We start from the raw sequence: 26995 nt of genomic DNA, 5'->3' as shown, positions 1-26995 counted from the left end.
TTATTAACCATAACATGGTAAAAAGGGTATCAATCAGTCTCAAGTCTCAATCTATAATACATAACTAGACCTTTTCCCTTAACAAATTATGGATATATAATGTAAATATACTTTTTCAAGGGAGGAGTCTAATGTATATTTCAAATAGAATTGGTTTATTAAGCTGGATTGCAACTTGCCTATACTTTCTAATTGAACCATTCTTTATTCTTACTTCTACAGCACCTTATAACTATTTACACCATGCAATGAGTGATCTCGGTGTAACAACCTGCGGGAAATTCACCTATGAAATAGCACCTTATGAAATATGCTCCCCTAATCACTTTTGGATGAATATACTCTTTATTATCAATGGATTAACATTTTGTGTTGGAGTGCTCTACATTTCACAACACCTAGAAAAAACAAAATTTAATAAAATGGCAACACTTTTTATACTCTTAATAGGAATCTCCACTATAGTTTCAGGATTAATTCCTGCAGATGTAAACCTATTTGGGCATTCTATTCTAGTTTGGATAGGTATGCTTACTGTGTTTCCTGGACTATTTATTTTCTCTAGAAATCTTAAGGCAGCTAGAAAATGGACATATTTCTGTTTACTAAGCTTGATATTAATAGCACTCCTTATCTCACTTGTTTTCCTTTTCCCCTTGCCTTCAGGTCTATTACAGAGACTTTTTTATTTAGTACTGTTTATTTGGGGTACTGTATCAACCTACAAATTAATAAAATGATGTGTACATCTGGACTCCATATAGAGTCCGGATACCCCCTCCTACTCAACCGTAATTTCATCCCACTTCGAATTAACTCCCCCTACCTTTTGTTAATTAAAATTCTGTAGAAGCCATGATACAAACTCCTTTTATGTTTTCTTTATTAATCACCCATGCAAATGATCTAGGGACAAACAATTCATTACCAAATTTGCTCATATCTAATTGCGTCATTTTTTCTTCCTCTACTGGCAAATCGTCAACGTTTATCATCATTGTTTCATTCAAACCTTCTTCACCTTCAAAAAATCCATTTACTTCTTCATCATATAAGGGGTCTCACCACATGCCCATCAAGCTAAGTAAAAACAATAGCTCCAAATAATAAAAAAAACGCTATGCTTATCGTAAGAAGTTTACGATAAGCATAGCGTTTTTTTATGAATCCTATCATCTCTAGTGAACTGACACTTTTTGCACAAGAAATACAACGCTTTCTATCTCCAATCGTTCTTAAAGAAATAGCCAAAAAGGTTGGTTTTGTACAGCGATCTAGTAAGTATCAAGCAGATGAACTGATCGTTGTGTTTGGCTCAGCCAAGAAGTCGCTAGTACATCACTTACGCAACTATGTAGTCGTTTGAAGGCTTCGACAGGTGTACTCATGAGCCAAGAGGGGCTCAATCAACGCTTTAATCCAGCAGCTGTGGCATTCCTCAGAGAAGTTTTTACTTCACTCTTAGCACAAAAACTCTGTTTCAATCGATCCATTTCTTCAGACATGATTTCTGCTTTCAAACGTATTCGGATTTTAGATGCAACTGTATTTCAGCTACCTGATGCCTTTGCTACAAATTTTCAAGGTTCTGGGGGGAGCAGTAATACTGCGGGAGTTAAAATCCAACTGGAATACGATTTACTAAGTGGCCAATTTTTAAACGTACAGCTAGGACCAGGAAAGAACAATGATAAAACATATGGTACTACCTGCCTTGAAACTGTAAAGAAAAATGATCTATGTTTACGTGATCTTGGTTACTTTGATTTAAAAGATTTACAAGCTATTCATGATAGGAAGGCTTATTTTATCTCTCGCTTGAAGTTAAATACACGTATTTATATCATGAATCCCCACCCAGAATTCTTCAATAATGGTACTTTTAAAAAACAAACCGAATACATCCAAGTTGATATGAAGCAAATAATGTCTAGTCTAAACCCTGGTAAAAATTTGGAAATACCAGATGCATATATTGGACAAAATCAAAAGCTCCCAGCACGTGTCACCATCCATCGATTAACCGAAAATCAAACGCAAACCCGCCTAAAAAACCAAGCCATACGAGAAAAGAAGAAAGGTATTGTCATGAAGGAGAAAAGTAAGCAATTGATGGGCATGAACGTTTATATTACGAACACATCGAAAGAAGAAGTCCCCACTGATTATGTCCATTCCCTCTATTCCCTGCGTTGGCAGATTGAGATTTTATTTAAAACATGGAAGTCATTCTTTGAAATTGATGAATGCAAAACAATCAAAAGATAACGCCTTGAGTGCCATTTATATGGCCAACTTATCGGCATTCTCCTCTGTTCTTCTACCATGTTTCAAATGCGACAGCTACTGCTTGAAAAGAAAAAGCAGGAGTTAAGTGAATACAAGGCGATTTATATGATTAAAGATTACTTTCCGTTACTGTTTCAAGCGATGGCCGTTGGCACAGGAGGACTTTTGAAAATTCTGCATCGTCTTTATCAGGTGCTCAAAAAGAACGGTCGTAAATGTCATCGGTATAAGAAGATGACTGTCTTCGATATTCTTGGGGTTGTGTATGAAACGACGGTGAAGGATAGTAGACAAGCTTCCTAGCAAAAAAGTCGCTTTTTAAAGGGCTTCTTTGTCATGCCGACTTTTCCACCACTTGGTAATTTTGGAGCAAGGTGCATTTTTATCTATTATATATGTTGTTAGCTTGATGGGCATGGGGTCTCACCAACATTTAGCGAAAAACATACGCTAAGCAAAATTCGACATGAAAATTACGTTTTTTTTATACGCTAAGACAAAATCATGTCTTACAGCTTTAATGGTCTCTTCCATTAAATTGAGATAAGGCTTGTTTAATTTTAAATGTGCTTTTTCGATTACCTGCCTATCACGTTCTAATATGACAACAACCATAGGTAAATACATTGCTTGCTCTATAATATCTCGATCAATTTCAGGAATCCTGGTCATGTTATTAATCTCTTTCTACATTGGTTATATCACCAATATTAATGCGATTATTTGAGTCGCTTTCAAAAATTATGTATTTCATTAGATAGTCAACTTTATTAACGATGCCAGTAATTTTATAGAACTGGCCACTTCTCCAAATGGTGATAATTACCGGCAGTGTATAGTAAAGTGAATCCATTATGAGTATACCCATTTGCTCTTGTGCATGTTCATCAATCATAGGTTTTTCTTGTTTTTTATCCTCACTGTAAAAGTTATTGAGTATAGTTTTTTGTTCCGTCATGAAAAATGCAGGCTGCCAGCAAAACGCTGAAAACATACGCTAATGATTTGTTTTAAAAACCAAGAGTTACTCAACACCTTTTGGGTAAGGGATTTATAAATGTTTCTTACCTTTAAAAGTGTCCAATAACCCATTAAACAATCAAGGTTCAACAACTATTAGAATATCAAGTTTGTGAACATCCTTAATGTCTTAGCGTATAAAAAAACGTAATTTGCTTGTCGAATTTTGCTTAGCGTATGTTTTTCGCTAAATGTTGGTGAGACCCCGTATAGGGCTATTCTCTCTATATCATAGTGATAAAACAGAAAAAGAAATTTTAAATAACATTTCCATAACATTAGATACAACACCTGACAAAGTAATAGTTGAAGAAATGAATCAAGGTGGGTTATTTAGTGGTTCGAAAAATAATAATTTAAGAAAAGTTTATTATGACGGGAAAAACTATGTAGTTGAAATAGAAAAGGGAAACATAAAAATCGTGGAAAATAATTGATCTGTAGCTTTAGAATAAAGATTGATTAAAAAGTTCTCTTCAACCTTTATTTAACAACAAATAGAAAACTCCATTTTGAAAAAAGATTGATCAAAATGGAGTTTCTTTTATAGCTAGGTACGAGTTTTTTATAAAAAAGTTTGATTATTTTAATACTCCTTATTGTACTAACGCACCTGTAATAAATAGTTTCTCAACACATTAATGCTCCTTATGTCTTTTCTATTAAAATTCATAGCGCATTGTATGGCTTACATCTTTGAATCCTTGCTTTTCATATAAAGTAATAGCGCCAATATTTTCAGACAGTACATTTAACTCTAAGTAATCTAAATTTCGATTTTTAGCCCATTTTTTTGCTTCTAATAACAAAGCGGAACCAATTCCTTGATTTTGATATTTGGTTCCAACAATTATATCAGTAATAAAAGCGTATTTATGTTCAACCAAACACGTATAGGATGGTGTGATTAGTTCTTGAATAAGTAAAAAACCTACTGTACAGTTATCGATTTCAGCTATTAAAATATCCGAATCCTTCTCATTGATTGTCTTCCTGATAAACTCTACATCCTGCTTAGCAGGCTTTATATATTTCGGCTGAAAGTTTGACATTTTTAAAAAAAGTTCTTGATATAAAATTTCTATTTGATTAACTTCATCTAGCGTAGCTAACTTTATTTTCATATTATTCCTCCAAAGAACTTTTAAAACTAGATAAGCAATATACTCTTGGACTACATTATAACATGTTTTAAAATATTAAATTAGCTATTCGGAATCTGATATTTAATGAGCTAATCTGCTCCGTTAGTGAAATAAGAAATCCTATTAATTCTTAAAGCTAATAGGATTTCTTATCAATCTTTTTTATAAATGATCAGACTTTGTTTTAAATTATCAAACTTTATTTTAAAACCACAAATATCACTTATTGCTACATTTAAGTAACGAAATTGACTCTATAAGAAAAAATAAAAGGATTTTTCTGGGCGGCAGCATTAACTTATGGTAAGTATCTGTCCACTACCGTTCCCATCTCCTAACCATAAGTAAATGTCGCTGACGGTACTAAATGGCTCGATAACTACTATAGCTCAGTTTTTTTACCCAATTCTCAGTAACCTCAGAGAATTTTTTTACTGCAGGTGAAATTGGCGTTCTGATTGCTAATCCAATCGTTCGTGTTTGCTCTAATTCAAGTGGGATAACCTTGATGGAATTTAATCCTTTAGGGATAATCATTTCGGGTAAAATACTTATACCTAAATTATTTTCAACCATAGAAAAAATAGAATTTTCATTCATATTTTCGAATCGAATATTAGGCTTAATGTTGTTTTCTTTAAAAAATAATTGTATATCGTCAAAGCATTGATAAGTTGGCATAATGAAAGGAGTAGTTTCTATGTCTTCAACCGATAAATGTTTGTTGTTGTGTAAAGGTGATTGCTCTGATACTACACATAAAAGTGGCTCAGTCTTTAACTTTACAATGTCAAATGAACGTAATGAGGAAGTACTATTATTAATAAAACCACAATCAACCTCATTATCTAATAACCATTTTTCTATCTCAGCATAATTCCCTTCTATTAGTTTAATTTCTATATTAGGATATTTCTTCTCCATTTCCTTCATAATAAAAGGAATCCATTTTGTAGAAATACTACTAAATACCCCTACCTTTACTGTTCCTTTATTCAAGCCGTTTATAGCGTTTACATCCTGTTTTAATATATCGTTATAATATAATATTTCTCGAATCGTGACTAATAAATTCATACCATTCTGAGTTAGCTTAATTGCAGAGTTATTCCGAATAAATAAAGGAAAGTTAAACTCTTTTTCTAAGCTAGTAATGGCATGGCTTACAGCAGATTGCGTTAATCCTAATTTTTCTGCGGTTTTTGTGAAGCTATTTACCTCTGCTGCTTTACTAAAAATTTCATACTTAACTAAACTCATCGTTGACACCCCAAGAATTTATTTCATGTACTTCATTATAATTATTCGCTGTACTAATGACAAATATGTACCTATAATCAAGTTTAAATAAAAAAGGAGTTGTAATTGTGATGAAGAAAATTTTAATTACAGGAGCTGCAGGAAAGATTGGTCAACACGTAGCCAATACTTTAATGAAGAAAACAAGCTATCAATTAAAATTGGCAGATATTAATTTATTGCCGTTAGAAAAATTTAAGGGGTCGTCAAATCATGAAGTGATTTATCTAGATGTATCCAGTTTAGAAGAATGTCAGAATGCATGTAAAAACATTGATATTGTTATTCATTTAGCAGGAGATCCTTCTCCAAATGCAGATTTTTATAGTTCTTTATTAGAGAATACTATTAAAGGTTCATACAATATTTTTAAAGCTGCATCAGATAACGGGGTAACTAAAGTCATAGCTGCTTCTAGTGCACAAACAGTTGAAGGATATCCGTTAGACTTTCAAGTTACCGATTCTTCACCTGTTAGACCAAAGAATATGTATGGGGTTAGTAAATGTTTTGTGGAAGCACTAGCATCATACTTCGCTTATGAGAAACAGTTACAAAGTATCGTTATTCGTATTGGTGCTTATGATGATTACAAGCCAGAGGGTCTGCCACTTTCAGCTCGAGATATGAGTGCATATATAAGTCCAGAGGATTTTATTGATCTTCTCCTTAAAACGATTACTGCAAAAAACCTACCATTCTTCTCAATCTTACATGGTATATCTGAGAATCGTTTTAAACGTTTAAATATTGAAGAAACAAAAAGGTTAGTAGGGTATACTCCGAATTCGGATGCATTTAAATTGTGCGGAATTCATTTTTTTGATCGTTAGATATTGCATTCAAAGTATATTTAAAAGGGGAATTATTTCTGTGAAGATCCTATCAAAAGAAGCCAGAAAGAAAAAAATTATTCATTCAACTAAAAGGGGAAAAACTTTTAAAGACTATTGGAACGAAATTATTAAAGCTCTCATCGCTGCTAAGTAAATAAAATGAAGAAATATCTATCTAATTATATTTTTCAGAAAATCATGTAAATAATAATCTATTGGAACAACTATGATTGATTTTCATCTTATTTCCGAAAAAGGTCTATTCAGAGTTTTCAATAACCCCTGAATTCGACCTTTTCCTCTCCGACTCGAAATTAACTATTTTTATGAAACTTTTTATTTTAGTACAAATGCCATGATAGAAATATTTTTGGGTATTATGAAATCAGAATTCCTGTAGACGATTTAAAAACTATGTAGAATTTAAAAACCAATAGCAGATTATATCTGCTATTACAATCATGATCGGATTAAAAGAAAAATCAACGGAAAAAGTCGCATCAGGTAAATCTTTGAAAATAACTGCCTTATAGGCTAAGGCACTCACATTAAACTTAATGAGCTCCTCAATTATCTCGATTAATATTTCCGGTTTTTTGTTCGCAAATAATAAGCTGCTAAGTACAAGGCTATGAGGATCGAAAGTTTCTTCCCTCATTAGCTGAACACCGTCAAAAAATTCATAATCCAAAATTCCTACATTTACTATTTTTTTATGTAAGCCATTGTATCCTGCTGCAACAGAAAAGTTCTTTAAAACGGAAAGTTGAAATAAGTCCTGTACGGTTATCATAGAAATCATCTTTCTTGAAAATATAGATAATCTGATTATAAAGCAAATTATTTATTTAAACATCTTGAACTAATCTTCCCTTTAGTTTCAAGTACATTTCTTCACAATTTTTAACTATATATTTTATAATGTTACTCCACAATCTGGCCCGATTGCTGAATAAGGAAAAAACCTGCATATAACAGGATTTTTGATCAAACTTTTATAAATTATCATTCTAAGATCTAAAAAACAGTTCATCTTTTTTATAAACGGTACAACTTTCTTACAAACGGTTAAACTTTGTTTTAAAGATACATGATCATAATATCGGTTAAAAAAATGGCCAAGTAATCACACTTGGCCATTTTTTTATCTTTCAACGGATAAATGATTACCCTTCTTTTTACTTCCATCAGGTATCTTAATAATTACCTTCTCTGATTCATCGCTTTCTTTATTTAGCTTTGACTCTTGGTTCTTAACTTTTTGTTCAAATTCCATTTTTAAATTCAATTCATTTTGCTTCTTCATTAAATCTTGTAATTCATTCTCATAAGGGAATGGTTTTTGTAGCTCAACCAGCGACTTACATTAGATTAAATCAAGTAAAAATACAAAAAACAGGAAAGAAAAACAACTTGTTTTTCTCTTCCAAGGACTTATGGGACAGCCCCCTCCATTTTTTCTATTTACCTCGATGCAGGTAATGCTGAGTAACATTTCCTGCATTAAATTGCTCAGTAATATATTGAACAGCCTCTTGTAGGGCTATCTTACTGCTACAAGTGAAAACATCTATTGCAGCATAACCGTACTCTGGCCACGTATGAATCGTTAAATGTGATTCTTGAATAATTACTACACCGCTAACCCCGTAAGGTGAATAATGATGGAAATGTTTGGTCACAATCATCGCCTTTGCTTTATAGGCAGCTTGACACATAATCGTTTTAATTTGTTGCACGTCATTGAGTAATGCTACATCGCAATCGTGCAACTCTAATAAAATATGATGCCCTAATGTATGCTGGAATTGTGTTTTTTGCACCGTTCTCTTAATCTGTGAAAACTTCTTATTTTTGCAACTCGGGCAACCACTGGATTGAAGTTGAGCAATCGTGGTGTATTGATAGCCAGCGCCGACTGTAAGTGCGTGCTGACAATGGATACACCGATAAATGACGGATTTCCGCTCAATTTCTCCTGTGTAAATTGGTCGTGAAAACTTACGCAGATTAGGAATGAAGGAAGTCATTTGCTCTGTTGTTTGTAATACGAATAATTGGCTTTTAGCACCTAAAATCTGTGCACCTTCATAAGTGTTAATGTCGTATTTAATACTGTCAATAACGAAGCCCATAGCATATAAGCTTTGCTGTAGTTGCCACTGCTTTTGATAGCTACGCTTAGCGTAGGAAAAAAACACATGCCGCATTGCTTCTGGCTTTAGTGCGTTAATCGCACGTGATAAAAAAAGCTGTGCGCCAATCAAGGTATATGGTGTATCTGTGTATACGCAATCAAACTGATAGGCGTATGTTTTAGGAAAAGGCTCCTGAACGTTATAATAATTTGTTTTAATCGGAAGCTCATAGTCCTTAGCTATTTTGCTAATCGCACATAAAATTCGCTTATCAATATCTAACACAACAATTTTAGTTGTGGAATGTGGAGCGATTTTCTTTAGTAAAAACGCTAATGAAATACTGATAAAATCATCATCGCCTAAACACAAAATGCGCTTATTAAGTAGCATAGTATAGTCTAGTGCGAGCAATGCACGTTTTAAGGCTGTCTCAACTGTACATTTTGCTTGATCAATTGCCACGTCAGCTGTGGGTCTAGCGTCATAAATAGTGCTTAATTCGCTTATATTTTTTGTAATCCATTCCGTACGAAATGCATCATCTGTTGTTAATTGAAGGTAGAGTTTAGCATCAGCACCTGAGAGTTGGAAATATTGCGAGATAGCAAGCTGGCCCTTTTTCGTTAAGCTATGTTTTCCCCAACCTTGCTTAGCAAATTCTTTCTTCATTGCTGAAACGATAGGTATTGGTAAGTCTGTCGTATGAGCTAAAGATTTAGTTGTGCAATTTTTATGGAAATATAAAGCAAGTAGAGCTTTTTCTAATGTGTGATAATTTTCTTCAAGCTGCATATCAGCTGCAATTTGTTGTAATTGTTTTTGCATTGTAGATTCGTCCTCTCAATTTTAATAAGTAAAAAATTAAAATTGTCTAAATCAACAAATAGAAATAGCGCGACTAAAATTAGTCGCGCCGAATGTTTATTGGAAACTAACTAATTCTAATCTTGCTTTTTTTTGCACAACAAATAACACCTCGACAGGTGGTTTGTTCGACAAAATTAAGCTATTATGTTGATTCAGATTAGAATTCTACAATTAACAAAAAGTTCACCCTTTAATAAAATAGTACTTCGACTATATAATAGATATAAAAATTTCGCAAGTTTTTATTAAATCATCGCTTGAAAGTGCAATATTTGCATAAATATAAATCTAGGACACTGTCTTAAACAAAAGTTCAGAAAAGAGGGGGGGGGCAAACTATTTTCAAAATGAGAAGGACTGAATGAGTCTCTTCTCTTTTTATTTTTATAGTTTTTTCTTATTCTATCACAACTGCAATTTCTTGCTATGGATTCCAACTATTTATAATTATTTTTCAATCTAAAAGATGGGGCTGTCCCAAAAGGGTCATGAAAACGACACCTTTTAGGTTCAGCTCCTTTTACTATCTAATGCACGAAATGAAGTCCTGATTAAAGAGTTTTCATTTTTCCCTAAAAAAGTGCACAAAAAAATCGCCTTTTCGTTTAAAATGTAGTCACCACAACAAACATAAATAAACAGAAAAAGAGGCGATTTCTTTGCGTAACCAAAAAGCTACTTTCCAAGATTATAACATGAACCAACTCTATCTTCCTATGGATTATTCGGATTTAATTCCAGAAAATCATATTGTGCATGTGGTCAACGATATGGTGAATGGATTAAGTGACGATATCTTCTTCGAAGCTTATCGAGGAGGCGGACGCCCTGCTTATCACCCGAAAATGATGACCAAGATTATCTTGTTTGGCTACACTCAAAAATGGTTTTCTTGTCGTGATATCGCAAAAGCCCTCACAGAAAACCTACCGATGATGTGGTTAGCGGCTGGACAATCCCCTGATTTTCGGACGATTAATCGGTTTCGGTCTGAGCGTCTTCAACCATTGATGGACCGCTTGTTTACAGAGCTGACAAAACTGTTAATCGAAGAAGAATATGTGGATGGAAAGCAGTATTTCTTAGATGGAACGAAAATGGAGGCGAATGCGAATAAGTATTCTTTTGTGTGGAAGAAGAGTATTCAAGGCTACGAGGAAAAACTTCAAGCGAAAATAGAAGCCCTGTTAGAAAAGATCCATCACCATATAAAACTCGACCAGGAAAATCTTCAAAAGGAAGATTCTCTATTTGGCACACAACGTATTTCTAGTGAGTCTTTACAGCGAGTCATCGACTCCATAGAAGAAGAGTTACACGAAAGAGAAGCAAAAGTGAAACAAGCTCAAAACCCAGACGAGAAAAAGGAGATGAAAAAGGCGTTCCGAGCCTGGAAGAAGATTCATATACAAGCGAGCACTGATTACCTCCCTCGTCTCCAGAAGTATGAAGAAGCTTTCCGTACATTTTGGGTACGTAATAGCTATTCAAAAGTGGATGTAGATGCGACCTTCATGCGTATGAAAGATGACCATAGATTCTTGTATTGCGCTACTTCCATGAGTTCTTCTGTCTTCGGTCCTGGGTTTTTCATCTCCAGTTCTTGCATTAGACTGATTATGCTGTCTTTCGCTTCTCTGTCCATTTGATGCAGCATGTCCATTAAGGTCCCGTTCATTTGTAACTCCTGAAACCGAATCGGATACTTTTCTTGAAGAAATGACATCGCTAGTTTCCCGTACTTCCCTAACTCCTGGTGCGCTTGTTCGTTGTTGCTCAATTGTATGTTCGGATAAAGGTTTCCGTCCTCTTTCAATTCGTAACTTATCATTGCTAACATCCCTTTCCAAATTGTATTGTTTTTTCAATTTTGCAATTTCACTCATTGCGTCTTGTGTACTTGTATTTGTTATATAACCTAATATATTTATTTTAGATAAATCGTTCACTTCTTTTATATAGGATAAATCTTGTGAAGGAAGCGGTTCCAAACCGCATTTTTCTCGAATGGCAAATTGCGTACTATTTACCGCCAGTTCATAAAATGCCTTAAACCTTTTATCCTTTTCAACACCGATAAAATTATTAAACGCATCTTCACAATGATCTTCCACATTTAAATAAATTCCTGCAGCTGTACGTTTAGCCAATGCATCTATGCTTTCTTCTAAGGTTTCAACCCTAGAATCTGAATGAGATAGAGCACTATGGATAAATTCTCGCTCCTCATCTTGAATCGTCCATACGGGCCTTTGTAGAGCTTTCCCATTGGTCTGAGTTACATCAAAGAGATAATCAACTATTTGCTGCCCACCTTGATATTTTGTGACCAAAATTGCCTTTGAACGTGGAATAATTCCTCGCTTTACTTTATTTCATATCTGTTTGGTCGCCAACATAGTCACGTTAGGATTCTGAGCATATATAAATGTAGCCTGGTCAAATGGATATTTGTGAATTCTAGCTCCAAATGATAAAAAGTATTTCCATTCTTTCTCCGAGCTTACGATTTGATTCAATACATTTTTATATAAAGTCTGTAGATTAAGATCACTCATTGTTGTTCATACACTTCCATTATTTGGTTATTCTCTTTCAATTCCTCGTTTTTTTACCTTGTTAGAAGGCTTATTTTTTACAGGAATTAAAATATCTATGTCGGGATTCTTGGCCAATTCTTTATTTGCAAACATTTTTATTCTCTCGTCTTCTTGCTCAATTAATGGATTTGCAAATTCTACAAATTTTTCTACATCTTGGTTGGCCAGAATATTTATATAAGTCGCCTTGTCTTTAGCTTCGATAATCAATGGAGGAATCCCATTCTGCATTAAAGAATAATTTAGAACTATTCTTCCAGTTCTCCCATTTCCGTCAGAAAACGGATGAATTCTTTCGAATTGAATATGAAAATCTCCAACGGTTTTTAATATTTGTTCTCTATTTGTAGCTTGGTCTAATTGATAGTTCACGTTCCCTACCCACTGATTCATCAAGTATGGTGTCTCAGCTGGCGAAGCCGTTTTAAAATTTGCTCCTCTAATGGCATTATCAGATGGTTTGAACATTCCTCTATCATGCCGAAGCTTATTTGTTAGCAATTCGTGTATATCTTTTATGCTATCTAACGTCAATGGCATCTCATTTTGTATTTGGTTAATCAGATAATCGAAAGCTTCACGGTGGTTGTCAACCTCGTAAAACTCACGTAAATTGACCTGACTAGGGACAGTATTATAAAGAAGAATAGATACTGTATCTGGAAGACTAATCGTGTTACCTTCTATCGCACTTGAATGGTGAGCCAACCTTACCATAACATCCTCCAAGTACTCTTGAGGTAGACCATCTCTTTTCATAATAAAACTCCTTTCAATAAATTTAGTTATCATTTGATCTTGTCCAATTTTTCCTACAATAAATTCCCTTAATCCCTCTTCAGGAATACTCCATCCTTCTTTTTTGGACTTACGGAATGCGCCAGGAATACTATTTTTGTTTAGGTATCTTCTAAGAACTTGAATATTACTTGTAATACCTTCAGCCTCAAGAATTTCTAGTGCTTCACTTGTTGTATAATATCGCATTTACATCACCTCAAAAAAACTCATTAGTATCATTATATACCCTATTATATTTTTAATGATACTTTTTAACGAGATTTTTTTGATTGCAAATTAAATTTTGGCATCACCTCCTAAACTGAATAATTAATATGGCCAACTTTAGTAAATTTTTTGAGCTATTCTATGTGTTTATATATTGACTTCCCTAACACCAAAACTACTGCTGTCAAAGTATATTTTGTCTTTACTCAATAAAATGTCCTTATTTTTTCTTTCAAAAGAATTAATAAATTGAACCATATTCATTTCAACAAAACACACAGGGTTAACTACTGGATAGAGGGTTGTTCCATTTTCTAAATCGTGATGAAGATAATCACCCCTTGATTGATCATAAAAAATATAATTGGAAACAAATACATCGTCAAAGCATTCATTATTGATTTTATTAAGAACAATTAGACCTTGAGCTTTATCGTAATATGGTTTAAATGAAAAACAGTTCATTTTCTCTAGCTCTCTTGCAACATCAATTGCTGAATCAACATCATCGGCTGTATAAGTGTGATTCATTTCTATAGAGATTTCAAAATCATCATGGTAGTAATCTAAAACCATTGTAAAAGTTTTCATTTTTAACTCCCCTTTGAATGTGATCTTCAAAAAAAGAGTAGTCCCATAAGGAACTACTCCATTAATTCAAGCAGAATATTATCTAACAATAGCTGCAGCTAACTCTTTTTTATTTGATATCTTCTTGTCCCTCATGTTTTTATCTAATTTCAATTTATCGTTCCAATCTTTTGTTATATCATTTGTAGGAAGAAAGCCTAAATCATTATATTTTTCTGAATAAGCCTTGACCTTTTTATGCATTTTGTTAATTTCAATTGAATTAATTCCAGGTGCATCTAAAGTTTTCATGAGATTAAATCTTCCTGATTTAAAATGTTCAGCAAGACCCCTAGCGCAATTATCAATGGCTGATAACAAATTAATTTGCTTTGGCTGCTCATTTACTTCCAATGACTTTCCAAAATACTTTCCATAACCAAAATTGTTTGCAATTTCATTAGTATCACTTAAGTTAGTTTCTGCTTTATGAATAGCAACAATATCTTTCCAATTGACGTTATATTTAATTGCCGCATCTTGATAAAGTGGGATGTGTTTTTTAGGAATCTGCAAATCATTAGGAATCAAATTATGGAAAGTGATTTGTTGGCCGTCTTTTGTGTCCAATACCATATTTTTAAACCTGTCTACAAATTTATGACCGGCTACATCATTGTCTACACCTAAGAAAACACCTTCAGTTGGGTACGAACCTCTTGATACATACGTATGCTGAATCATCTGCATAACTGTCTTTGGTTTTAATCCACTCATTGAAATCAATCTGCGGTCCTTAATGTTTTGGTTATGAGTTTTGGTTATGAAATCAGACTGTTTTTCTCTAAATTTCAAGAAAGAACGGGGATATTTCATAAACGAACGTTTTCGGTAATCCCTTAGCGTACAAAATTTGTTGTGTTCCATGTCGAAATTTGCTTAGCGTATAATTTCCGCGTTTTGTCGGCTGGACCCCTCCACGAAGCATATTATTAGTTTTACACCGTCGATGGCGTGGTTTATTTTTTAAATCATCCAAACAATCTCGTCCTCGAATACATGCTCCCCGCATAAATAGCAATCTCCCATGATACAACCACTTGCCATAAATAATCCTCCCGGCTAAACTGAACTATCAATATGTTTCGTTAGCAACACTCAATCTTAATTGGATAACCATCTACCTCTGTTATTCCATTACCTCCAAATACATTAAGGAACTTGACTGTATCTCTAGCCTTGTTTTCGCTCTCTCTTTTACTTCTTCTACCGAGTTACCTGTGGCGAGATAATGGCCAAAATCACAATCATCTAAATGGTAACTTCAAATAACTTCAAGATAAAATTCCCTCCTTAATTAACTGCTTGCTTATTTAATTTCCAAAAAACAATCCGATACATAAATCAGAGGTGAATATTATGGATATCGCAGCATTATCAATTGCAATGAATCAAGCTTCACTTAGCCAAAATGTCAGCATTGCTTTGACCAAAAAAGTCTTGGAATCTACAGAGCAAAATAGCGCTGAATTAATTAAAATGTTAGAAACTCCACATCCGACCTTAGGTAATTCAATAGACTTAAAAGCTTAAGATTTGAAAATGCATTCGACTAAGAGTGCTTTTTCTTTTTTATGGAAACATCTTTACTCTTTTGTTTATTTAAAATCTAATTAATGATTTATTATTAAGTAGTTCTTCACCCTTATATTTATGGTAAAATATATAAAAAAAGGGTGATTATTCTTGATGAGTGAAATTCTATTAGTTACACATATCCTGTTCGGTACCATATGTTTACTTACTGGTTTTTTTGCTATACTCTTCAAAAAAAGAAAGGGCAAACATACAATAAGTGGCGAAATTTATCATTTTTCATATTTCTTAATTTTTTTCACTTCTGTTGTAATGGCAATCATTAATTGGAATGAAAGCGCCTATTTGTTTTACATAGCAATATTCTCCTACAGCTTGGCTTTAATTGGATACCTAGCTCGGAAATTCAAATGGAAAAAGTGGTTATACACGCATATAGTCGGTATGCTTGGGTCTTATATAGGTGTAATAACTGCAGTATTAGTTGTTAATCAATCTAAGATTCCTATTCTGCAAGATCTCCCACCCTTGTTAGTTTGGTTTTTACCAACTATTATTGGTAGTCCATTAATAACAAAAACAGTAGCTAAATATATAACTAAGTCAAAAAAGACTTTATCAACTTGAAAGACTGTCTATTCTCAGATAATCTTTTTCCTTACTTAGAGAAACTTAATAATTCAAGAGTTGATTAACTCTTGATTTTCGTATATGTTGCCGATAACCTCACAAAAGGAATTTACAGCACCTAGACAAGTTTCATCATGTAGTCAAAAACCACTAGAAAAATATTTCACGTCCTGAGTCCAATTCCAATTTTCACCTTCTTGGATTTTTACAAGATCCCCCTCATTAGGCAGTAACCCAAAAGATGAACCTTTACATTATGGTGAAGTATAATGGCTTATTCACATACCTTTAACAAACAATGGGACAATTGCTGGATATCAAACATTGATTAATCACGCGGGTGATGAAGATCTAAAAAAGCTAATTGAAGTGGCAATCAAAGGATTACAATCTGAAAACCAACAATTAGAAGAATTACTGAAAACTAACGGAATTGGGCTTCCACCTGCTCGTCCTAATGCAAATTTAGATGACATTCCAGTAGGAGTCAGATTCACGGATCCAGAGATCAGCGCTGGTATTTCTATGGGTACAGCAGCAGGATTAGTTGCATGCAGCCAAGCCATTGGTCAATCAATTAGAGAAGATGTTGCAATGATGTATGGTCAGTTCCATACAAATAAAGCCCAGTTCGGTGCTAATGTTAAAACTTAAGAAGGATAAGGATGGTTAGTTCCTCCTCCGTTACACCACAATAAGGGAACAGAATCATAATAAAAAGGAGTCTCACTTGAGGCGCCTTTTATGCTTTTTTGTTTTCAAAAAAAGAGTCATCCTTTCATTTATCCATTTTTGTCTACATCGAAACAACTTACTAGCTTCAACTTCTGCCTCTGTAACTTCTTCCCTCATTTTTCTTAACCTTATTCCTTCTATAATTATCGACAATCATTAACATTCCTCATTATCCCATCCATCAAAAGCTATATTTACAAAGAAGATAAATCGAACCCTTCCACCGATCAAACCTCTTTCCAAGTCCCCTGAAAACCAAAACATCTTTTCCACCAAACGTCGATTTAACTGATCGCCCTAATAGATATTGATGTAAAATAATACCTAATTACTCCCATACAAAAAAAATGGAAAGATAATTAATTCATATTCGTCTAATTAATAAAAAGGAGAAATCCCATGGAAAACAAGGAGATTATTAGAGAATGGTATTCGCTATATGCCAATGATGTGTACAACTATCTTGTATATTATTTAAATAATACAGATGCAGAAGATATTCTCCAGGAGGTCTTCATTAAAGCCATGCACAGCTTAGATCGATTCCAAGGAAAGTCACATCCTAAGACTTGGCTAATACAAATAGCAAGAAACATTGCAATAGATCAATCTAGAAGGAATAAACGATTTACAGATATCCTCAAGCATATCAATAAAACAGAATCACACTTATCAGTTGAAAAATCTCTTATCGATAATGAAGAGGTACTGGAGCTTTATCAATATATTAATAAACTTTCACCAAAGTATAGAGAAATAGTAATCCTGAAAGGCATACTTGAGCTAAATACGAAGGAAATCGCCATTGTTACTGGATATAAAGAAAACAACATAAATTTAACTTTTCATCGAGCAAAACAAAAATTAAAAGATTTCTATTTTGGAAGGAGTGTTATAAAAAATGAATCCATTTGAAAAAGAGTTCAATTTCAAAAATGGTTTTCCGAAATTCGAAGTAGATCCTGATAAAAATGAAGAAATACTAAATAGTATATTGCACTATGAAAAGGACTCTATCAACCATCCAAAAACTCAGAATAAAAAATGGCATTCCATAACTAAAACATCCAACATTGTTTTACTAGCAGCCTGCTTTCTTATCATATTTGGTGCATTATTTGGGATGATTTATTATCAGTCTGCTTCCTTGTATAAAGAAGATAAAATCCTTAGTGATATTAATGTTGCTATTGAAAAACCGAGAATTCTATTAATACCCCATTACTTCGAGAAATCCGGGATAAAGGACCAAAAAGATGCCTATCTATTATTAGAAAATTATTATAGTGGATCTGCCTTAAATGAAATAAAAGAGTTTTGGGAAGTAAATAATACTAAAGAAGTTGTTTATGAAAAGGATATTGAAGGAACGATTGTTGAATTCTCTATGGGAGCCCTGAACGATGCCGAAGATATTAGGGTTGAGAAAATTCAAAACAACAACAGAAGGATTAATTATTATGACGTGCACTTAAAAAAGGAAATAACTTTAGATTGCGAACTAGTGGCTAAGAAATGGCTAATTTATGCTATAAGAATACAATAGTCATTCCTTTTCTATTACCTGATTCGAGGAGCACTCTCCCTTCTTATACAACATGAAACTGGTGTATTTTTCTGGGAACATACTAAGGGCTCATACCATTATGTAAGTATTTTGTATTTTTTGTTTTTGCATAGTATGGATTGCTGAATTAAAGTCCAATTCGTCTTCTATTGGCGGTTAAGTATGATAATCAACGCTTCATCTATAACTGCCTTAACAATTATTACTACACCCATTATTAATACAAAGAATGTAGTGTTTCAGCTTCTAAATAAGATGATTTAAGACTCAACTCTTAATTTTAAGATGAGCTTTGTGAACCAGTAAGATAAAAATATTATACCCACATCAAAGAGAAATAGGTGAAATTGATTCATTCCATTCCTAAATTCAACTAAGCCCAAGTATTTTTCAAGAGAAGCAAACCCAAATGCAAATACAGCACTTAATATTAAAGTATATAGGTAAAAATTGTTCTTCCTACTAGTACAATATTGGTATAACCATAAGAATGCTACCGGAAGAACAGAAGCAGTTATATTAGTTGAAATTGGTAATGAAGGTATTAAAAAATATTTGTGAACAAATAAACCACTTCTTCCAAGTGCTATATCACTTAATGTCCAAAGCATATTGACTGTATAACCGAAGAAAAATAGCTCAAATATTCTTTTTCTATCTACTGTAAAATAGAGCAAAATGATAGGGGCTATTAGTAACAGCAAAACCATCCAGAACTGCCATGTACCAAAGTCAGAGTATTGATTCCAGTAATTAGTGAGCAATGAGTTCAATTCATCGCCTTTTGAATGTATTTGTTGCCAATAATCTTTATTATCCAAGATATCTTCCTCCTAATGAATGCTCTGTTTTACAATGTGCACAAAATGAACATTCAATACAGGATATATGGCATTCATTTTTATAAGAGTTGGATGAATGATTTCCCCATTGCGGCAGAGTACTTTACTGGCAGCGATGGATAAGTTTTATATTTTTTTTAGATCAGTTGATTATTCCAATTGTATTGATATTAAAGAAGGGAAAAATGTAAATGAGGAGAAATTAATCTTTAAAGGGAGAATCCTTTGGAAGAACTAAAAAAATTCTAATGAGTGATCCATCGATTTATGGAATGAATGTGCTTTCGTCTAAAGAACCCTTTGTTGACCTTATTTATTTTGATTCTGACATAATTGTAGACCAGACGCTTTCTACCAGGACGGATTACTTCTCTTTTGTTCGTCTTTCAGTAGCTGAGAAACATTCTTTAGCCAAAAGCATGCTTCCAAAGGGCTACGGTTTTTATATTAAGGAAGGTTTAAGACCGTTCGCCTCCAAGAAGCAGCTCTTGAGCGATCGATAGAAAAGAGTGAAAGAAAGTTCAACAAATCATGAATTGAATTATTTAATTGAAGAAGCATCAAAATATGTAGCACCTCCAAGCGTAGCTGATTCAAGTGAATCTGCAAGGATTTGACGATTTAACCTTGAAAAGGAGTTAATAGATTTCATTCCTCAGAATAGCTAAAAGAAGGGTGGTCAAAGTACACCAGCTTCTCATCTTCCTCTTTTTTGAAATTCTAAACTCTAATTCAATTCCACATTTAATATACGATATAAGATTAAATACTCAAATCTATAACCCCATTGCACTTTGTTACACCCTTTTTTCCTAATAGTATGAGAAACTGAGTCTTTTATACGTATAAAATTCCTATCATTCCATATCCTAAGAAAAAAAAGGGGTGAAGGTTATGGCTGTAAATATATTCAGAATCGGAAATGCAATCATTCTGTGGGCAATGATCATTTTCTTCCTTCCAAAACGATCCTTCAAAAGATACTTACCAGTTACATTATTTACGTCATGCATTTTGTTAATAGAGACCCTATTAAACCTGATTTTTAAATGGTGGAAAGTAAAAGGTGGAACGAAATTCATTATATTTGATGATCTCGCTTTTATATTTGGACCGTTTTTTACCATTAACCTGTGGATTTTTCATTTTACATATGGAAAATTCTCATTATATGCACTTACTAATTTAGTTATGGACCTACTGTTTGCTTTCCCTTTAAATGCACTTTTTCAAAGAATCGGCCATTATAAATTAAAAAAATTAAATTCATTTGGACTGTTTCTTACTTACTATGCTCTTTCTTTTTTGAACTATGGGTTTCAAAAATTTTTAGAAAAACCAAATTCACCAGAAACTCATTAATGGTTTCTATAGCAAGCTTTAATATTAGAATAACGTCTTAAACACTTACCTTAATTTAACGTCTTTCTTTTCCAATTGAGTTTTGGATAAATAAACTCCAACAAAACTGCTCCGATGATACTAGGTAATTGAATAAAGGCGAAAAATTGGAGCGTGAATAGTCCACTCACCTCAAAAGGATGTTGGATTGGGCTTAAAATTTGTGTGGCTGTCATAATCGCAACATGGAATCCAATAGATGCCCAAATATTTCCTGATAACGCTCTAAAATACCCTAATATCAATGCAAAGCCAGGTATAAAAAGAAGCTGCTCATATGAGTTAATAGATCCAATAAAGTAAGCAAATAAGAATAAAAGCATCTGTATAAGGAGTGTTATCCAATGCCGGTATAATACATTTAAGTACCGGTAGATAAGTCCCCTAAAAATAATCTCTTCAGGGCAGGGCTTCTATAAGAAACACGGTAATAAATAGTATTAAAATGCTCAGCATGAGGTAATTTAAACTTGATAGCAAAGTTATTTCAACCCAACCAAGTTTTAAGCAGACCACTATACCAATCAATGCAAGGATAATCCAGGAAACCAACCCCACAAAAAAAGAAAAGAGATTCGATCGTAACGTAGAAAACCCGAGTTGCTTCCATTCTATTTTATCAACTCTTAGTGCTATACCAACGAGGATTAAATTTAATAATGTAAGAAATACAGCAATAAAAAAATGAATTGTACGACTATATGCTTCTCCTATATAAACATGATTGAGAATGCCTACAATCCTCCAAAAGATGATGGCAAAAATTAAGACAACAACGATTCTAGCTATCATGTTGAGCTTGTTTAAACGAGTTTTTCACCCACGTTAAACCTCCTTCAGCTTATCTCTTCTGCTACATCATAAGTTATGAGGTAAACTCTATTCAAACCATTCCTCCTTTTATTTAATCTTTAGTAGTATCACACTTATAACCTACTCGCACTATAGCAGAGAATGAACCAGCTTTATTAGATGCAACTTTAATCGAAATCATCAATAAGAACAACGATACATAATACTAATTTCACTTAAACATTCCTCTAAATGCAAATATATACCAGTTAAACCGAATCCGTGAATGTGGTAATATATGTATTGGATATTTTTCCAATAACAGCCTAATCATTTCATAAGCTACAACAAATAACTATACATATATCTATTAATCACACAACTTGCCTTATACTAACTAATGGAGATGGTTAACATGGTATACCCGACAGTACTAAGCAAACATTCAGATGTAATCCACATTGTAAAGGACCAGAACAATACATTTTGCGGATATCGGTTTAACACGTTCGCAGCTCTTACAAGGAATGATTTAAAAAGCATCAAATTTGCGACAGTAGATAAAATCAATTGCACTACTTGTAAATCTCTCATGTATCCTACATGAAGGTTTTTTTCTTATCTAATCCGGTCATTCGTTTTACACTTTTTTAAACCTTTTCAGTGAGTAAGGGCATTCATTATACGAATGAGAAAGTCAATCTGATTCATAATGAATACGATATCAATAATTATTAAAAGTTCGTGAGGTGTAAAATGAATAGTCACTTAAAAGAAGTAGTCGGATCTGTCTTATCTGTCATAGGGACCATTGAGGCTGCCGTAGGAAGTACACCCTTTCAACATTTAAGTGATGAAACTAAATTCAATTTAAGATTACAAGGTAATGTTCTACAGGCAACTGGAGCCGGTTTGTCAGCTGACGGGCAAAATTCAATCTCACTTGAACTGATTGGCGACCAAACCCAGGCCATTGGCAATACGGTAGTGATATCTGGCCTTCTTTTAAAAGTGAATCAAGTAACAAGCCAAAGATTGATTATTACCGGCAATTCTTTTCAGGCAGTCGGCAGCTTCGTTGGTCTTGCAGATGAGTTCTTTGATCATACTCCTTCTGGCCGTTCATTTAATATAATTGGTGGATTATTACAAGGCATTGGCAACAGTCTACAAGCAAAAGGCGGTTCTGAACAACTGAATGACAAAAAAGACGGGCAACGAATAGGCGTCATTGGCAGCTGGATTCAGGCAATCGGTTCAGTATTATCCCTAATTGGACAAATCAAGGAAGAAACGCAGGAAATTCAATTAGGAATAAATGAATAGTATTTTTGAAACTGCCCCTTAACCAATTTTTATAGTCTTAAAGAAAAAGCCCCTCATGTGAAGGGCTTTTGTCTATCATCCACGTAATTTCTTCAACAGCTGCGTGTTCTGTGCAGCTGTACCTGTATAATTATTTATTCCGTTTTGAGCGGCTAGCTTTTTGCGATTGGCAAAGCTTGCGTCTTGTTTAATGGATTTTAAATAATCTACGACACTTGTCGTTTTCATATCTCCTGTTGGGTTTGGACCAGGTTTGGAGCCATTTTTTATTTTATTCAGCAAGTCGGTATTTTGCTTTGCCGTACCCGTATAGTTCTTTATTCCATACTGATTAGCTAGTGCCTTCCGGCTGTTAAACGAAGAATCTTTGCCAATTGATTTAAGATAATCGACAATGCTATTTGTACCCTTGTCCTCATTTTCACCAGGTGAAGGCGTTGGCGGATTTGGGGCAGATGGAGTCTTCTTAATCAAATTAAATGCCCTTGCTAAACCATTCACATGACCTTTGGCAATATTCTCAATAACAGCCGCTTGCTTTAGCTTGTTGGCGTCAGCTGCATGATCAATAAAACCATTTTCTGTTAATAGAGCTGGCATTACTGACTCCCTAAGAACATGAAAGTCGGCCTGTTTCTTGCCACGATCGCTCAAACCAGCTAATTTCACCACTTCTTCATGAATGAGGTTTTGATATGTCGTGGTTGGAGCCCCAGTACCAACATAAGTGTAATCCTCATAGCCTGTACCACCACCGGCATTGATGTGAACGGATAGATAAAAGTTAGCACCCCAATTGTTTGCAGCAGTTGTTCTCGCAGAAAGGGGTACTGTCTGATCTTCTGTCCGGCTCATTAATATAGATACATTATTGTATTCACTCATAAGCATGTTTCTGATCCTAGTGGCGATTTGCAATGTCAATGCCTTTTCCTGAAGTCCATTTCCAGTTGCACCTGTATCAGTACCGCCATGACCTGGATCTATAAAAATTTTAACCATAAAAATCTCTCCTTTCTTAATAATCTATGAAAAAAGGAGCCATCCGAGTGGGCAGCTTAACTACTATTATTTTTATCTTTAGTACTTTTTTCAGCAAAATGAACAGAAATCCTGATTCATTAGACCTTTTCATCCCAGTGGTATTAACAAATGAGATTCAAAATAAGTAAATCTTGAATATTGTAGAGAAAGTACATATGATTTTACAAACGCCTCTGTAGCTCTAGAAGGAAAGGTCGGCGGAAAACATTGTATAACCGGGTTGCAAGGCAAGGGTTTCAGAAGCACCGAAAAGCAAATGAGCTGAGGCAGGTGAAATTCCTAGCCGGTGAAACCCCGTAGGAAAGCGTGTTCCCCCTAGCCTATGCTTAACGTATGTGAGTTCGGGTTCGAATCCCGTCAGAGGCTACCTGCTATTTAAACTTTTTCATTTGTATACATTCGTTAATAATGAAACCTTCCCTCTTATCAGTTCGTAAGCATATTATCAAAACGAACGGGGGAGTAAGGATGTACGAGTATAAATTTGTCGATATACCTTTGGGAAGTTTTAGCGGTTATCCTAAGGAAGATTACGAAGAAATTGTCCATGAGCACGCACGTCAAGGTTGGAAACTTCATCAAATATTAACCCCTCCTTTTGCAGCTAGCGGACAAGCATCAAGCATGGAATTAATCTTTGAAAGAAAAGCTGCCAATTAAATGGATTAATACGTCCTCATTCTAAGGCAACACATTCTTCACTCATAATGATTGATTTAATCTCATAAACTAGTATAAAAAGCTGGAGGGTTAATCATGAGTGAATTTATCGTTTGTCAGGAATGCAAGGAACTAACTAGTTATGAAAATATTACATTGATTAATAAAAAGTCGATATGTGAAAGCTGCTGCAAAATCATCTATGAACCTTTATTGCAAATAAGCGCAAATCACAAAAAATAAGAAATGCTCCTCATTTGGGAGCATTTTCTTTTTATATACGAATACACATCACAACATTATTTGGATTATCTTTTAACAGTATCCAGTCCTCTTCCTCTCTCTTATGCCCTTAATCAACGTCTTTATTGAAATCAGAATAAATTAAAGTACACTATAACTACTTATGAATCATGAACATATTTTTCGGATTTCATTATGGCAATTATGGCTTTAATCTATTCAACTTTTTATTAGGTTCTTTATGTAAACTGAGGTTTAGGCGATGCATCTGAGAATCGTAATAAATGTAAGAAGAAATTTGTTGTTGGTTTACTTTAAATAATAATCTAACCTTAGCACAAAGATTGTTTGTTGGAAGCCCCTCACCTTCGAACGAGTTAAATAATGTGGGGTTATTATGAGACGTTTAGAAGAATAGGTTGCAATTATTACTGGAGGTAGCTCAGGCCTGGGGCATCTATTGGAAAAATATTTGCAAAAGAAGGAGCTAAAGTCATTTTAACTGATTCAAATGAAAAGAGTGGACAAACTCTTTTAAAGGAAATAACAGATGCAGGAGGTATTGCACGTTCTATCCACATAACGTGACAAGTGAGGAAGAATAGGAAAGTATTATCAAGAAAACCATCGATGAATTAGGCGCGTTAAATATCATTGTCAATAGTGCAGGAATAGTTATTCCGAAAAGTGTTGAGGACATTTGCTACAATGAATGGAAGAAGGTATTAAGTGTAAATTTAGATGGGACTTTCTTAGGGATTAATCATAGAATCATCGCTATAAAGAATACAAATTCCCTGGGATCAATCATCTATATGTCTTCCATCCATGGTTAATAGAGGCTCCTTTCTCTGCTCCTTACTCAGCTAACAAAGGCGCGGTTCGAATCCTTACAAAATCAGCTGCATTGCATGTAGCTAAAGACCAAACCCGCATCAACAGCATTCACCCAGGTTTTATTAGTACAAATTTAGTCAAAGATAATCTGGATGTGGAAGATCTAATTGCGCAAGAACAAGTTTGGCGATTAGGAGAGCCTGATGAAATTGCCTATTGCGCCCTTTATCTAGCCTCTGATGAATCTAGATTTACAACTGGAACAGAGCTGGTTATTGACGGGGGCTTCTTCGTATAGTAATCATCAAAAGCCTTGATTGAATAGTTTTCAATCAAGGCTTATTCTTCCTTTATTTCAGTATGCATCTAAATCTTCAATCCTCTTCTCTTTTTCAAGCGTATAGCAAAGCACTTGTCGCAGATACCCTTATTATCAATGTACTCAATTTCATCGGTCATTTTTTGCTTACATTTAGAGCAATTCCATTGATGTTTAACAACTTGCTCCATGTGCTCATCTCCTTTTTTATTCTATGTTTCTATAAAAATGGTAAAAACCCTCTTATTTTAACAGAAAATTCTATTAATTTATACGACACATTTACAAGTATGAGTTTTCAACCATTTTGCAATACTGTTGATATAACACCAAAACAAGTAGAGGCGAAAAACATGAAATTTTTTTTAATCCTATCTGTCATTATCCTCCCTATTGGACTTTACCAGCTCCAAAAGCGCTGGAAAAACATAAAGCTGATTTTCAATGTTCTTTCGGTGGCTTCCGTCATGATCTTCGGCAGTATTGTCTCAATTACAATATACGAAATTTTAAAAGATCAAACCGTGTTTATGACTAATGTTCACGCTGTTTTTCTCAACCCTTTGTTTCTATTCACGGGAGCCTATTTAGGGATTTTTTTCACCTATCGTTTGATCTATTTGTTGCTGGAACAAAAATGAATTTTTTTTAAATTGTGCCCTTACATGTAAATAGTATGATATATTCCAATTATAGGTACTTAATCTGTTTTTATGGAGGATTATATCATGGGATTCTTAAATGGGTTATTAGGCAATGCCTCAACAGTAAGTAATGAAGAAGTGCAGAGTGAATTAGGACCGGTATTGATTCCTGGTGAAGAAGTAGATGCAGCATTTAAATTGGTTCGAGATTTGATTGTTTTTACAAACAATCGTCTGATTCTTGTTGATAAACAAGGAATAACAGGTAAAAAAACAGAGTATCATACCATCCCATATAAGTCGATTTCACATTATAGTGTAGAAACCGCGGGAAGATTTGATTTGGATTCCGAATTGAAGATTTGGATTTCAGGAGCACAGCTACCTGCCATCTCTAAACAATTTGGAAAGAACAGCAGCATTAATGATATACAAAAGCTGATGGCTGCAGCAGTCACTAGATAATTCAACTCAATTTTCCCAAATGAATTCGTCTTTCTATAAAGGGCATACCCAAAATGACACTGGGGAATGTCCTTTTTATTTTGCCATTCCATGATCTTTTTCAAAAGGTACGCCCAAGT

Annotated in this window: 31 protein-coding genes and 4 pseudogenes; 19 read left to right on the top strand and 16 right to left on the bottom strand. The window is 34.0% G+C overall.

Translation table 11 applies throughout. The features are described from left to right. Positions 1-131: 131 nt before the first annotated feature. Positions 132-740 (top strand): DUF998 domain-containing protein, encoded by a 609-nt coding sequence (locus J2S17_RS13960; protein WP_307475828.1) that lies wholly within the window; start codon positions 132-134, stop codon positions 738-740. Positions 741-836: 96 nt separating this feature from the next. Here the strand turns inward: J2S17_RS13960 and J2S17_RS13955 are convergent, their stop codons facing one another. Continuing rightward, the gene (locus J2S17_RS13955) at positions 837-1010 is read right to left on the bottom strand and encodes a hypothetical protein (RefSeq protein WP_307475826.1); all 174 of its coding nucleotides are present in this window, start codon (positions 1008-1010) and stop codon (positions 837-839) included. A gap of 152 nt (positions 1011-1162) precedes the next feature. Here J2S17_RS13955 and J2S17_RS13950 point away from each other — a divergent pair. Next, a pseudogene (locus J2S17_RS13950) lies at positions 1163-2592 on the top strand (IS4 family transposase). A 147-nt stretch (positions 2593-2739) separates the two neighbouring features. Here J2S17_RS13950 and J2S17_RS13945 read toward each other — a convergent pair. Together J2S17_RS13945 and J2S17_RS13940 are read right to left on the bottom strand one after the other, a co-directional pair. Beyond that, a complete protein-coding gene (locus J2S17_RS13945; RefSeq protein WP_307475824.1) occupies positions 2740-2961 on the bottom strand; it encodes a YhjD family protein in 222 nt (73 codons plus the stop codon). Positions 2962-2965: 4 nt separating this feature from the next. Continuing rightward, the gene (locus tag J2S17_RS13940; RefSeq protein ID WP_307475822.1) at positions 2966-3247 is read right to left on the bottom strand and encodes a YolD-like family protein; all 282 of its coding nucleotides are present in this window, start codon (positions 3245-3247) and stop codon (positions 2966-2968) included. A 259-nt stretch (positions 3248-3506) separates the two neighbouring features. Here J2S17_RS13940 and J2S17_RS13935 point away from each other — a divergent pair, with 259 nt between their 5' ends. Further along, positions 3507-3746: a hypothetical protein gene (locus J2S17_RS13935; RefSeq protein ID WP_307475820.1), complete on the top strand. Its 240-nt coding sequence runs from the start codon at positions 3507-3509 to the stop codon at positions 3744-3746. 225 nt (positions 3747-3971) lie between these two features. On the opposite strand, the gene J2S17_RS13930 is transcribed toward J2S17_RS13935, so the two are convergent. Together J2S17_RS13930 and J2S17_RS13925 are read right to left on the bottom strand one after the other, a co-directional pair. Next, on the bottom strand, positions 3972-4433 hold the full coding sequence (locus J2S17_RS13930) for a GNAT family N-acetyltransferase (protein ID WP_307475819.1): 462 nt from the start codon (positions 4431-4433) through the stop codon (positions 3972-3974). Positions 4434-4817: 384 nt separating this feature from the next. Then, positions 4818-5714: a LysR family transcriptional regulator gene (locus J2S17_RS13925; protein ID WP_307475816.1), complete on the bottom strand. Its 897-nt coding sequence runs from the start codon at positions 5712-5714 to the stop codon at positions 4818-4820. A gap of 110 nt (positions 5715-5824) precedes the next feature. Between J2S17_RS13925 and J2S17_RS13920 the strand changes: the two genes are divergently transcribed. Next, a complete protein-coding gene (locus J2S17_RS13920) occupies positions 5825-6586 on the top strand; it encodes an NAD-dependent epimerase/dehydratase family protein (RefSeq protein ID WP_307475814.1) in 762 nt (253 codons plus the stop codon). A 415-nt stretch (positions 6587-7001) separates the two neighbouring features. On the opposite strand, the gene J2S17_RS13915 is transcribed toward J2S17_RS13920, so the two are convergent. From J2S17_RS13915 to speD, 3 genes are all read right to left on the bottom strand, one after another. Further along, on the bottom strand, positions 7002-7382 hold the full coding sequence (locus tag J2S17_RS13915) for a PucR family transcriptional regulator ligand-binding domain-containing protein (RefSeq protein ID WP_307475812.1): 381 nt from the start codon (positions 7380-7382) through the stop codon (positions 7002-7004). A 351-nt stretch (positions 7383-7733) separates the two neighbouring features. After that, complete coding sequence (locus J2S17_RS13910) at positions 7734-7895, bottom strand: hypothetical protein (RefSeq protein WP_307475810.1); 162 nt, start codon at positions 7893-7895, stop codon at positions 7734-7736. A gap of 154 nt (positions 7896-8049) precedes the next feature. Further along, entirely contained in the window at positions 8050-9555 is a 1506-nt protein-coding gene (gene speD, locus J2S17_RS13905) for an adenosylmethionine decarboxylase (RefSeq protein WP_307475809.1), read from the bottom strand. A 701-nt stretch (positions 9556-10256) separates the two neighbouring features. On the opposite strand from speD, the pseudogene J2S17_RS28885 reads away from it, so the two are divergent. After that, positions 10257-10782, top strand: a pseudogene (locus J2S17_RS28885) (transposase); the annotation flags it as partial. 298 nt (positions 10783-11080) lie between these two features. On the opposite strand, the gene J2S17_RS28880 reads toward J2S17_RS28885, so the two are convergent. The 4 genes from J2S17_RS28880 to J2S17_RS13880 form a co-directional block, all read right to left on the bottom strand. Continuing rightward, on the bottom strand, positions 11081-11428 hold the full coding sequence (locus J2S17_RS28880) for a TnpV protein (protein WP_370875023.1): 348 nt from the start codon (positions 11426-11428) through the stop codon (positions 11081-11083). A 754-nt stretch (positions 11429-12182) separates the two neighbouring features. Continuing rightward, positions 12183-13184, bottom strand: coding sequence for a Fic family protein (locus J2S17_RS13890; protein ID WP_307475805.1), 1002 nt, complete (start codon positions 13182-13184; stop codon positions 12183-12185). Between the two features lie 168 nt (positions 13185-13352). Further along, positions 13353-13796 (bottom strand): hypothetical protein, encoded by a 444-nt coding sequence (locus J2S17_RS13885; RefSeq protein WP_307475803.1) that lies wholly within the window; start codon positions 13794-13796, stop codon positions 13353-13355. A 78-nt stretch (positions 13797-13874) separates the two neighbouring features. Then, positions 13875-14630: a hypothetical protein gene (locus J2S17_RS13880; protein WP_307475801.1), complete on the bottom strand. Its 756-nt coding sequence runs from the start codon at positions 14628-14630 to the stop codon at positions 13875-13877. 564 nt (positions 14631-15194) lie between these two features. On the opposite strand from J2S17_RS13880, the gene J2S17_RS13875 reads away from it, so the two are divergent. The 5 genes and pseudogenes from J2S17_RS13875 (at position 15195) to J2S17_RS13855 (ending at position 18282) form a co-directional block, all read left to right on the top strand. Continuing rightward, entirely contained in the window at positions 15195-15368 is a 174-nt protein-coding gene (locus tag J2S17_RS13875; RefSeq protein ID WP_307475800.1) for a YjfB family protein, read from the top strand. A 156-nt stretch (positions 15369-15524) separates the two neighbouring features. Next, a complete protein-coding gene (locus J2S17_RS13870) occupies positions 15525-15998 on the top strand; it encodes a DUF2306 domain-containing protein (RefSeq protein WP_307475798.1) in 474 nt (157 codons plus the stop codon). Between the two features lie 204 nt (positions 15999-16202). Further along, positions 16203-16715 (top strand): annotated as a pseudogene (locus tag J2S17_RS13865) (DUF3231 family protein). Positions 16716-17135: 420 nt separating this feature from the next. Beyond that, entirely contained in the window at positions 17136-17651 is a 516-nt protein-coding gene (locus J2S17_RS13860) for an RNA polymerase sigma factor (protein WP_307475796.1), read from the top strand. Continuing rightward, the gene (locus tag J2S17_RS13855) at positions 17638-18282 is read left to right on the top strand and encodes a hypothetical protein (RefSeq protein WP_307475794.1); all 645 of its coding nucleotides are present in this window, start codon (positions 17638-17640) and stop codon (positions 18280-18282) included. The genes J2S17_RS13860 and J2S17_RS13855 overlap by 14 nt, the downstream gene beginning before the upstream one ends. Positions 18283-18563: 281 nt before the next feature. Here the strand turns inward: J2S17_RS13855 and J2S17_RS13850 are convergent, their stop codons facing one another. Next, positions 18564-19124 carry a hypothetical protein gene (locus J2S17_RS13850; RefSeq protein ID WP_307475792.1) on the bottom strand — a complete coding sequence of 187 codons (561 nt, stop codon included), beginning with the start codon at positions 19122-19124 and terminating at the stop codon, positions 18564-18566. Positions 19125-19393: 269 nt separating this feature from the next. Between J2S17_RS13850 and J2S17_RS13845 the strand changes: the two genes are divergently transcribed. Together J2S17_RS13845 and J2S17_RS13840 are read left to right on the top strand one after the other, a co-directional pair. Next, on the top strand, positions 19394-19648 hold the full coding sequence (locus J2S17_RS13845; protein ID WP_307475790.1) for a M15 family metallopeptidase domain-containing protein: 255 nt from the start codon (positions 19394-19396) through the stop codon (positions 19646-19648). Positions 19649-20039: 391 nt separating this feature from the next. Continuing rightward, the gene (locus J2S17_RS13840; protein WP_307475788.1) at positions 20040-20507 is read left to right on the top strand and encodes a hypothetical protein; all 468 of its coding nucleotides are present in this window, start codon (positions 20040-20042) and stop codon (positions 20505-20507) included. A 50-nt stretch (positions 20508-20557) separates the two neighbouring features. On the opposite strand, the gene J2S17_RS13835 is transcribed toward J2S17_RS13840, so the two are convergent. Beyond that, positions 20558-20923 carry a CPBP family glutamic-type intramembrane protease gene (locus J2S17_RS13835; RefSeq protein WP_307475847.1) on the bottom strand — a complete coding sequence of 122 codons (366 nt, stop codon included), beginning with the start codon at positions 20921-20923 and terminating at the stop codon, positions 20558-20560. A 22-nt stretch (positions 20924-20945) separates the two neighbouring features. Continuing rightward, positions 20946-21338 carry a hypothetical protein gene (locus J2S17_RS13830; RefSeq protein WP_307475786.1) on the bottom strand — a complete coding sequence of 131 codons (393 nt, stop codon included), beginning with the start codon at positions 21336-21338 and terminating at the stop codon, positions 20946-20948. A gap of 756 nt (positions 21339-22094) precedes the next feature. On the opposite strand from J2S17_RS13830, the gene J2S17_RS13825 reads away from it, so the two are divergent. Beyond that, positions 22095-22664 (top strand): DUF6944 family repetitive protein, encoded by a 570-nt coding sequence (locus J2S17_RS13825; protein ID WP_307475784.1) that lies wholly within the window; start codon positions 22095-22097, stop codon positions 22662-22664. Positions 22665-23117: 453 nt separating this feature from the next. Here J2S17_RS13825 and J2S17_RS13820 read toward each other — a convergent pair. Next, a pseudogene (locus J2S17_RS13820) lies at positions 23118-23666 on the bottom strand (N-acetylmuramoyl-L-alanine amidase family protein); the annotation flags it as partial. Positions 23667-24176: 510 nt separating this feature from the next. On the opposite strand from J2S17_RS13820, the gene J2S17_RS13815 reads away from it, so the two are divergent. The 6 genes from J2S17_RS13815 (at position 24177) to J2S17_RS13795 (ending at position 26876) form a co-directional block, all read left to right on the top strand. Then, a complete protein-coding gene (locus J2S17_RS13815) occupies positions 24177-24368 on the top strand; it encodes a DUF4177 domain-containing protein (RefSeq protein WP_307475782.1) in 192 nt (63 codons plus the stop codon). A 96-nt stretch (positions 24369-24464) separates the two neighbouring features. Further along, positions 24465-24611: a hypothetical protein gene (locus tag J2S17_RS13810; RefSeq protein WP_307475780.1), complete on the top strand. Its 147-nt coding sequence runs from the start codon at positions 24465-24467 to the stop codon at positions 24609-24611. A gap of 611 nt (positions 24612-25222) precedes the next feature. Next, positions 25223-25447: an SDR family NAD(P)-dependent oxidoreductase gene (locus J2S17_RS28875; protein WP_370875025.1), complete on the top strand. Its 225-nt coding sequence runs from the start codon at positions 25223-25225 to the stop codon at positions 25445-25447. Next, a complete protein-coding gene (locus J2S17_RS13805) occupies positions 25414-25746 on the top strand; it encodes an SDR family oxidoreductase (protein WP_307475845.1) in 333 nt (110 codons plus the stop codon). Before J2S17_RS28875 ends, J2S17_RS13805 begins: the two co-directional genes overlap by 34 nt. A gap of 62 nt (positions 25747-25808) precedes the next feature. Continuing rightward, positions 25809-26408 (top strand): hypothetical protein, encoded by a 600-nt coding sequence (locus J2S17_RS13800; RefSeq protein WP_307475778.1) that lies wholly within the window; start codon positions 25809-25811, stop codon positions 26406-26408. A gap of 87 nt (positions 26409-26495) precedes the next feature. Then, positions 26496-26876: a PH domain-containing protein gene (locus J2S17_RS13795; RefSeq protein ID WP_307475776.1), complete on the top strand. Its 381-nt coding sequence runs from the start codon at positions 26496-26498 to the stop codon at positions 26874-26876. The last annotated feature ends 119 nt before the right edge of the window (positions 26877-26995 follow it).

Origin of the sequence: Cytobacillus purgationiresistens, from assembly GCF_030813235.1 — a bacterium.
GTDB lineage: Bacteria > Bacillota > Bacilli > Bacillales > Cytobacillaceae > Cytobacillus > Cytobacillus purgationiresistens.
The sequence above is the reverse complement of the archived record's forward strand: the minus strand, read 5'-3'. Positions and strand labels throughout refer to the sequence as shown.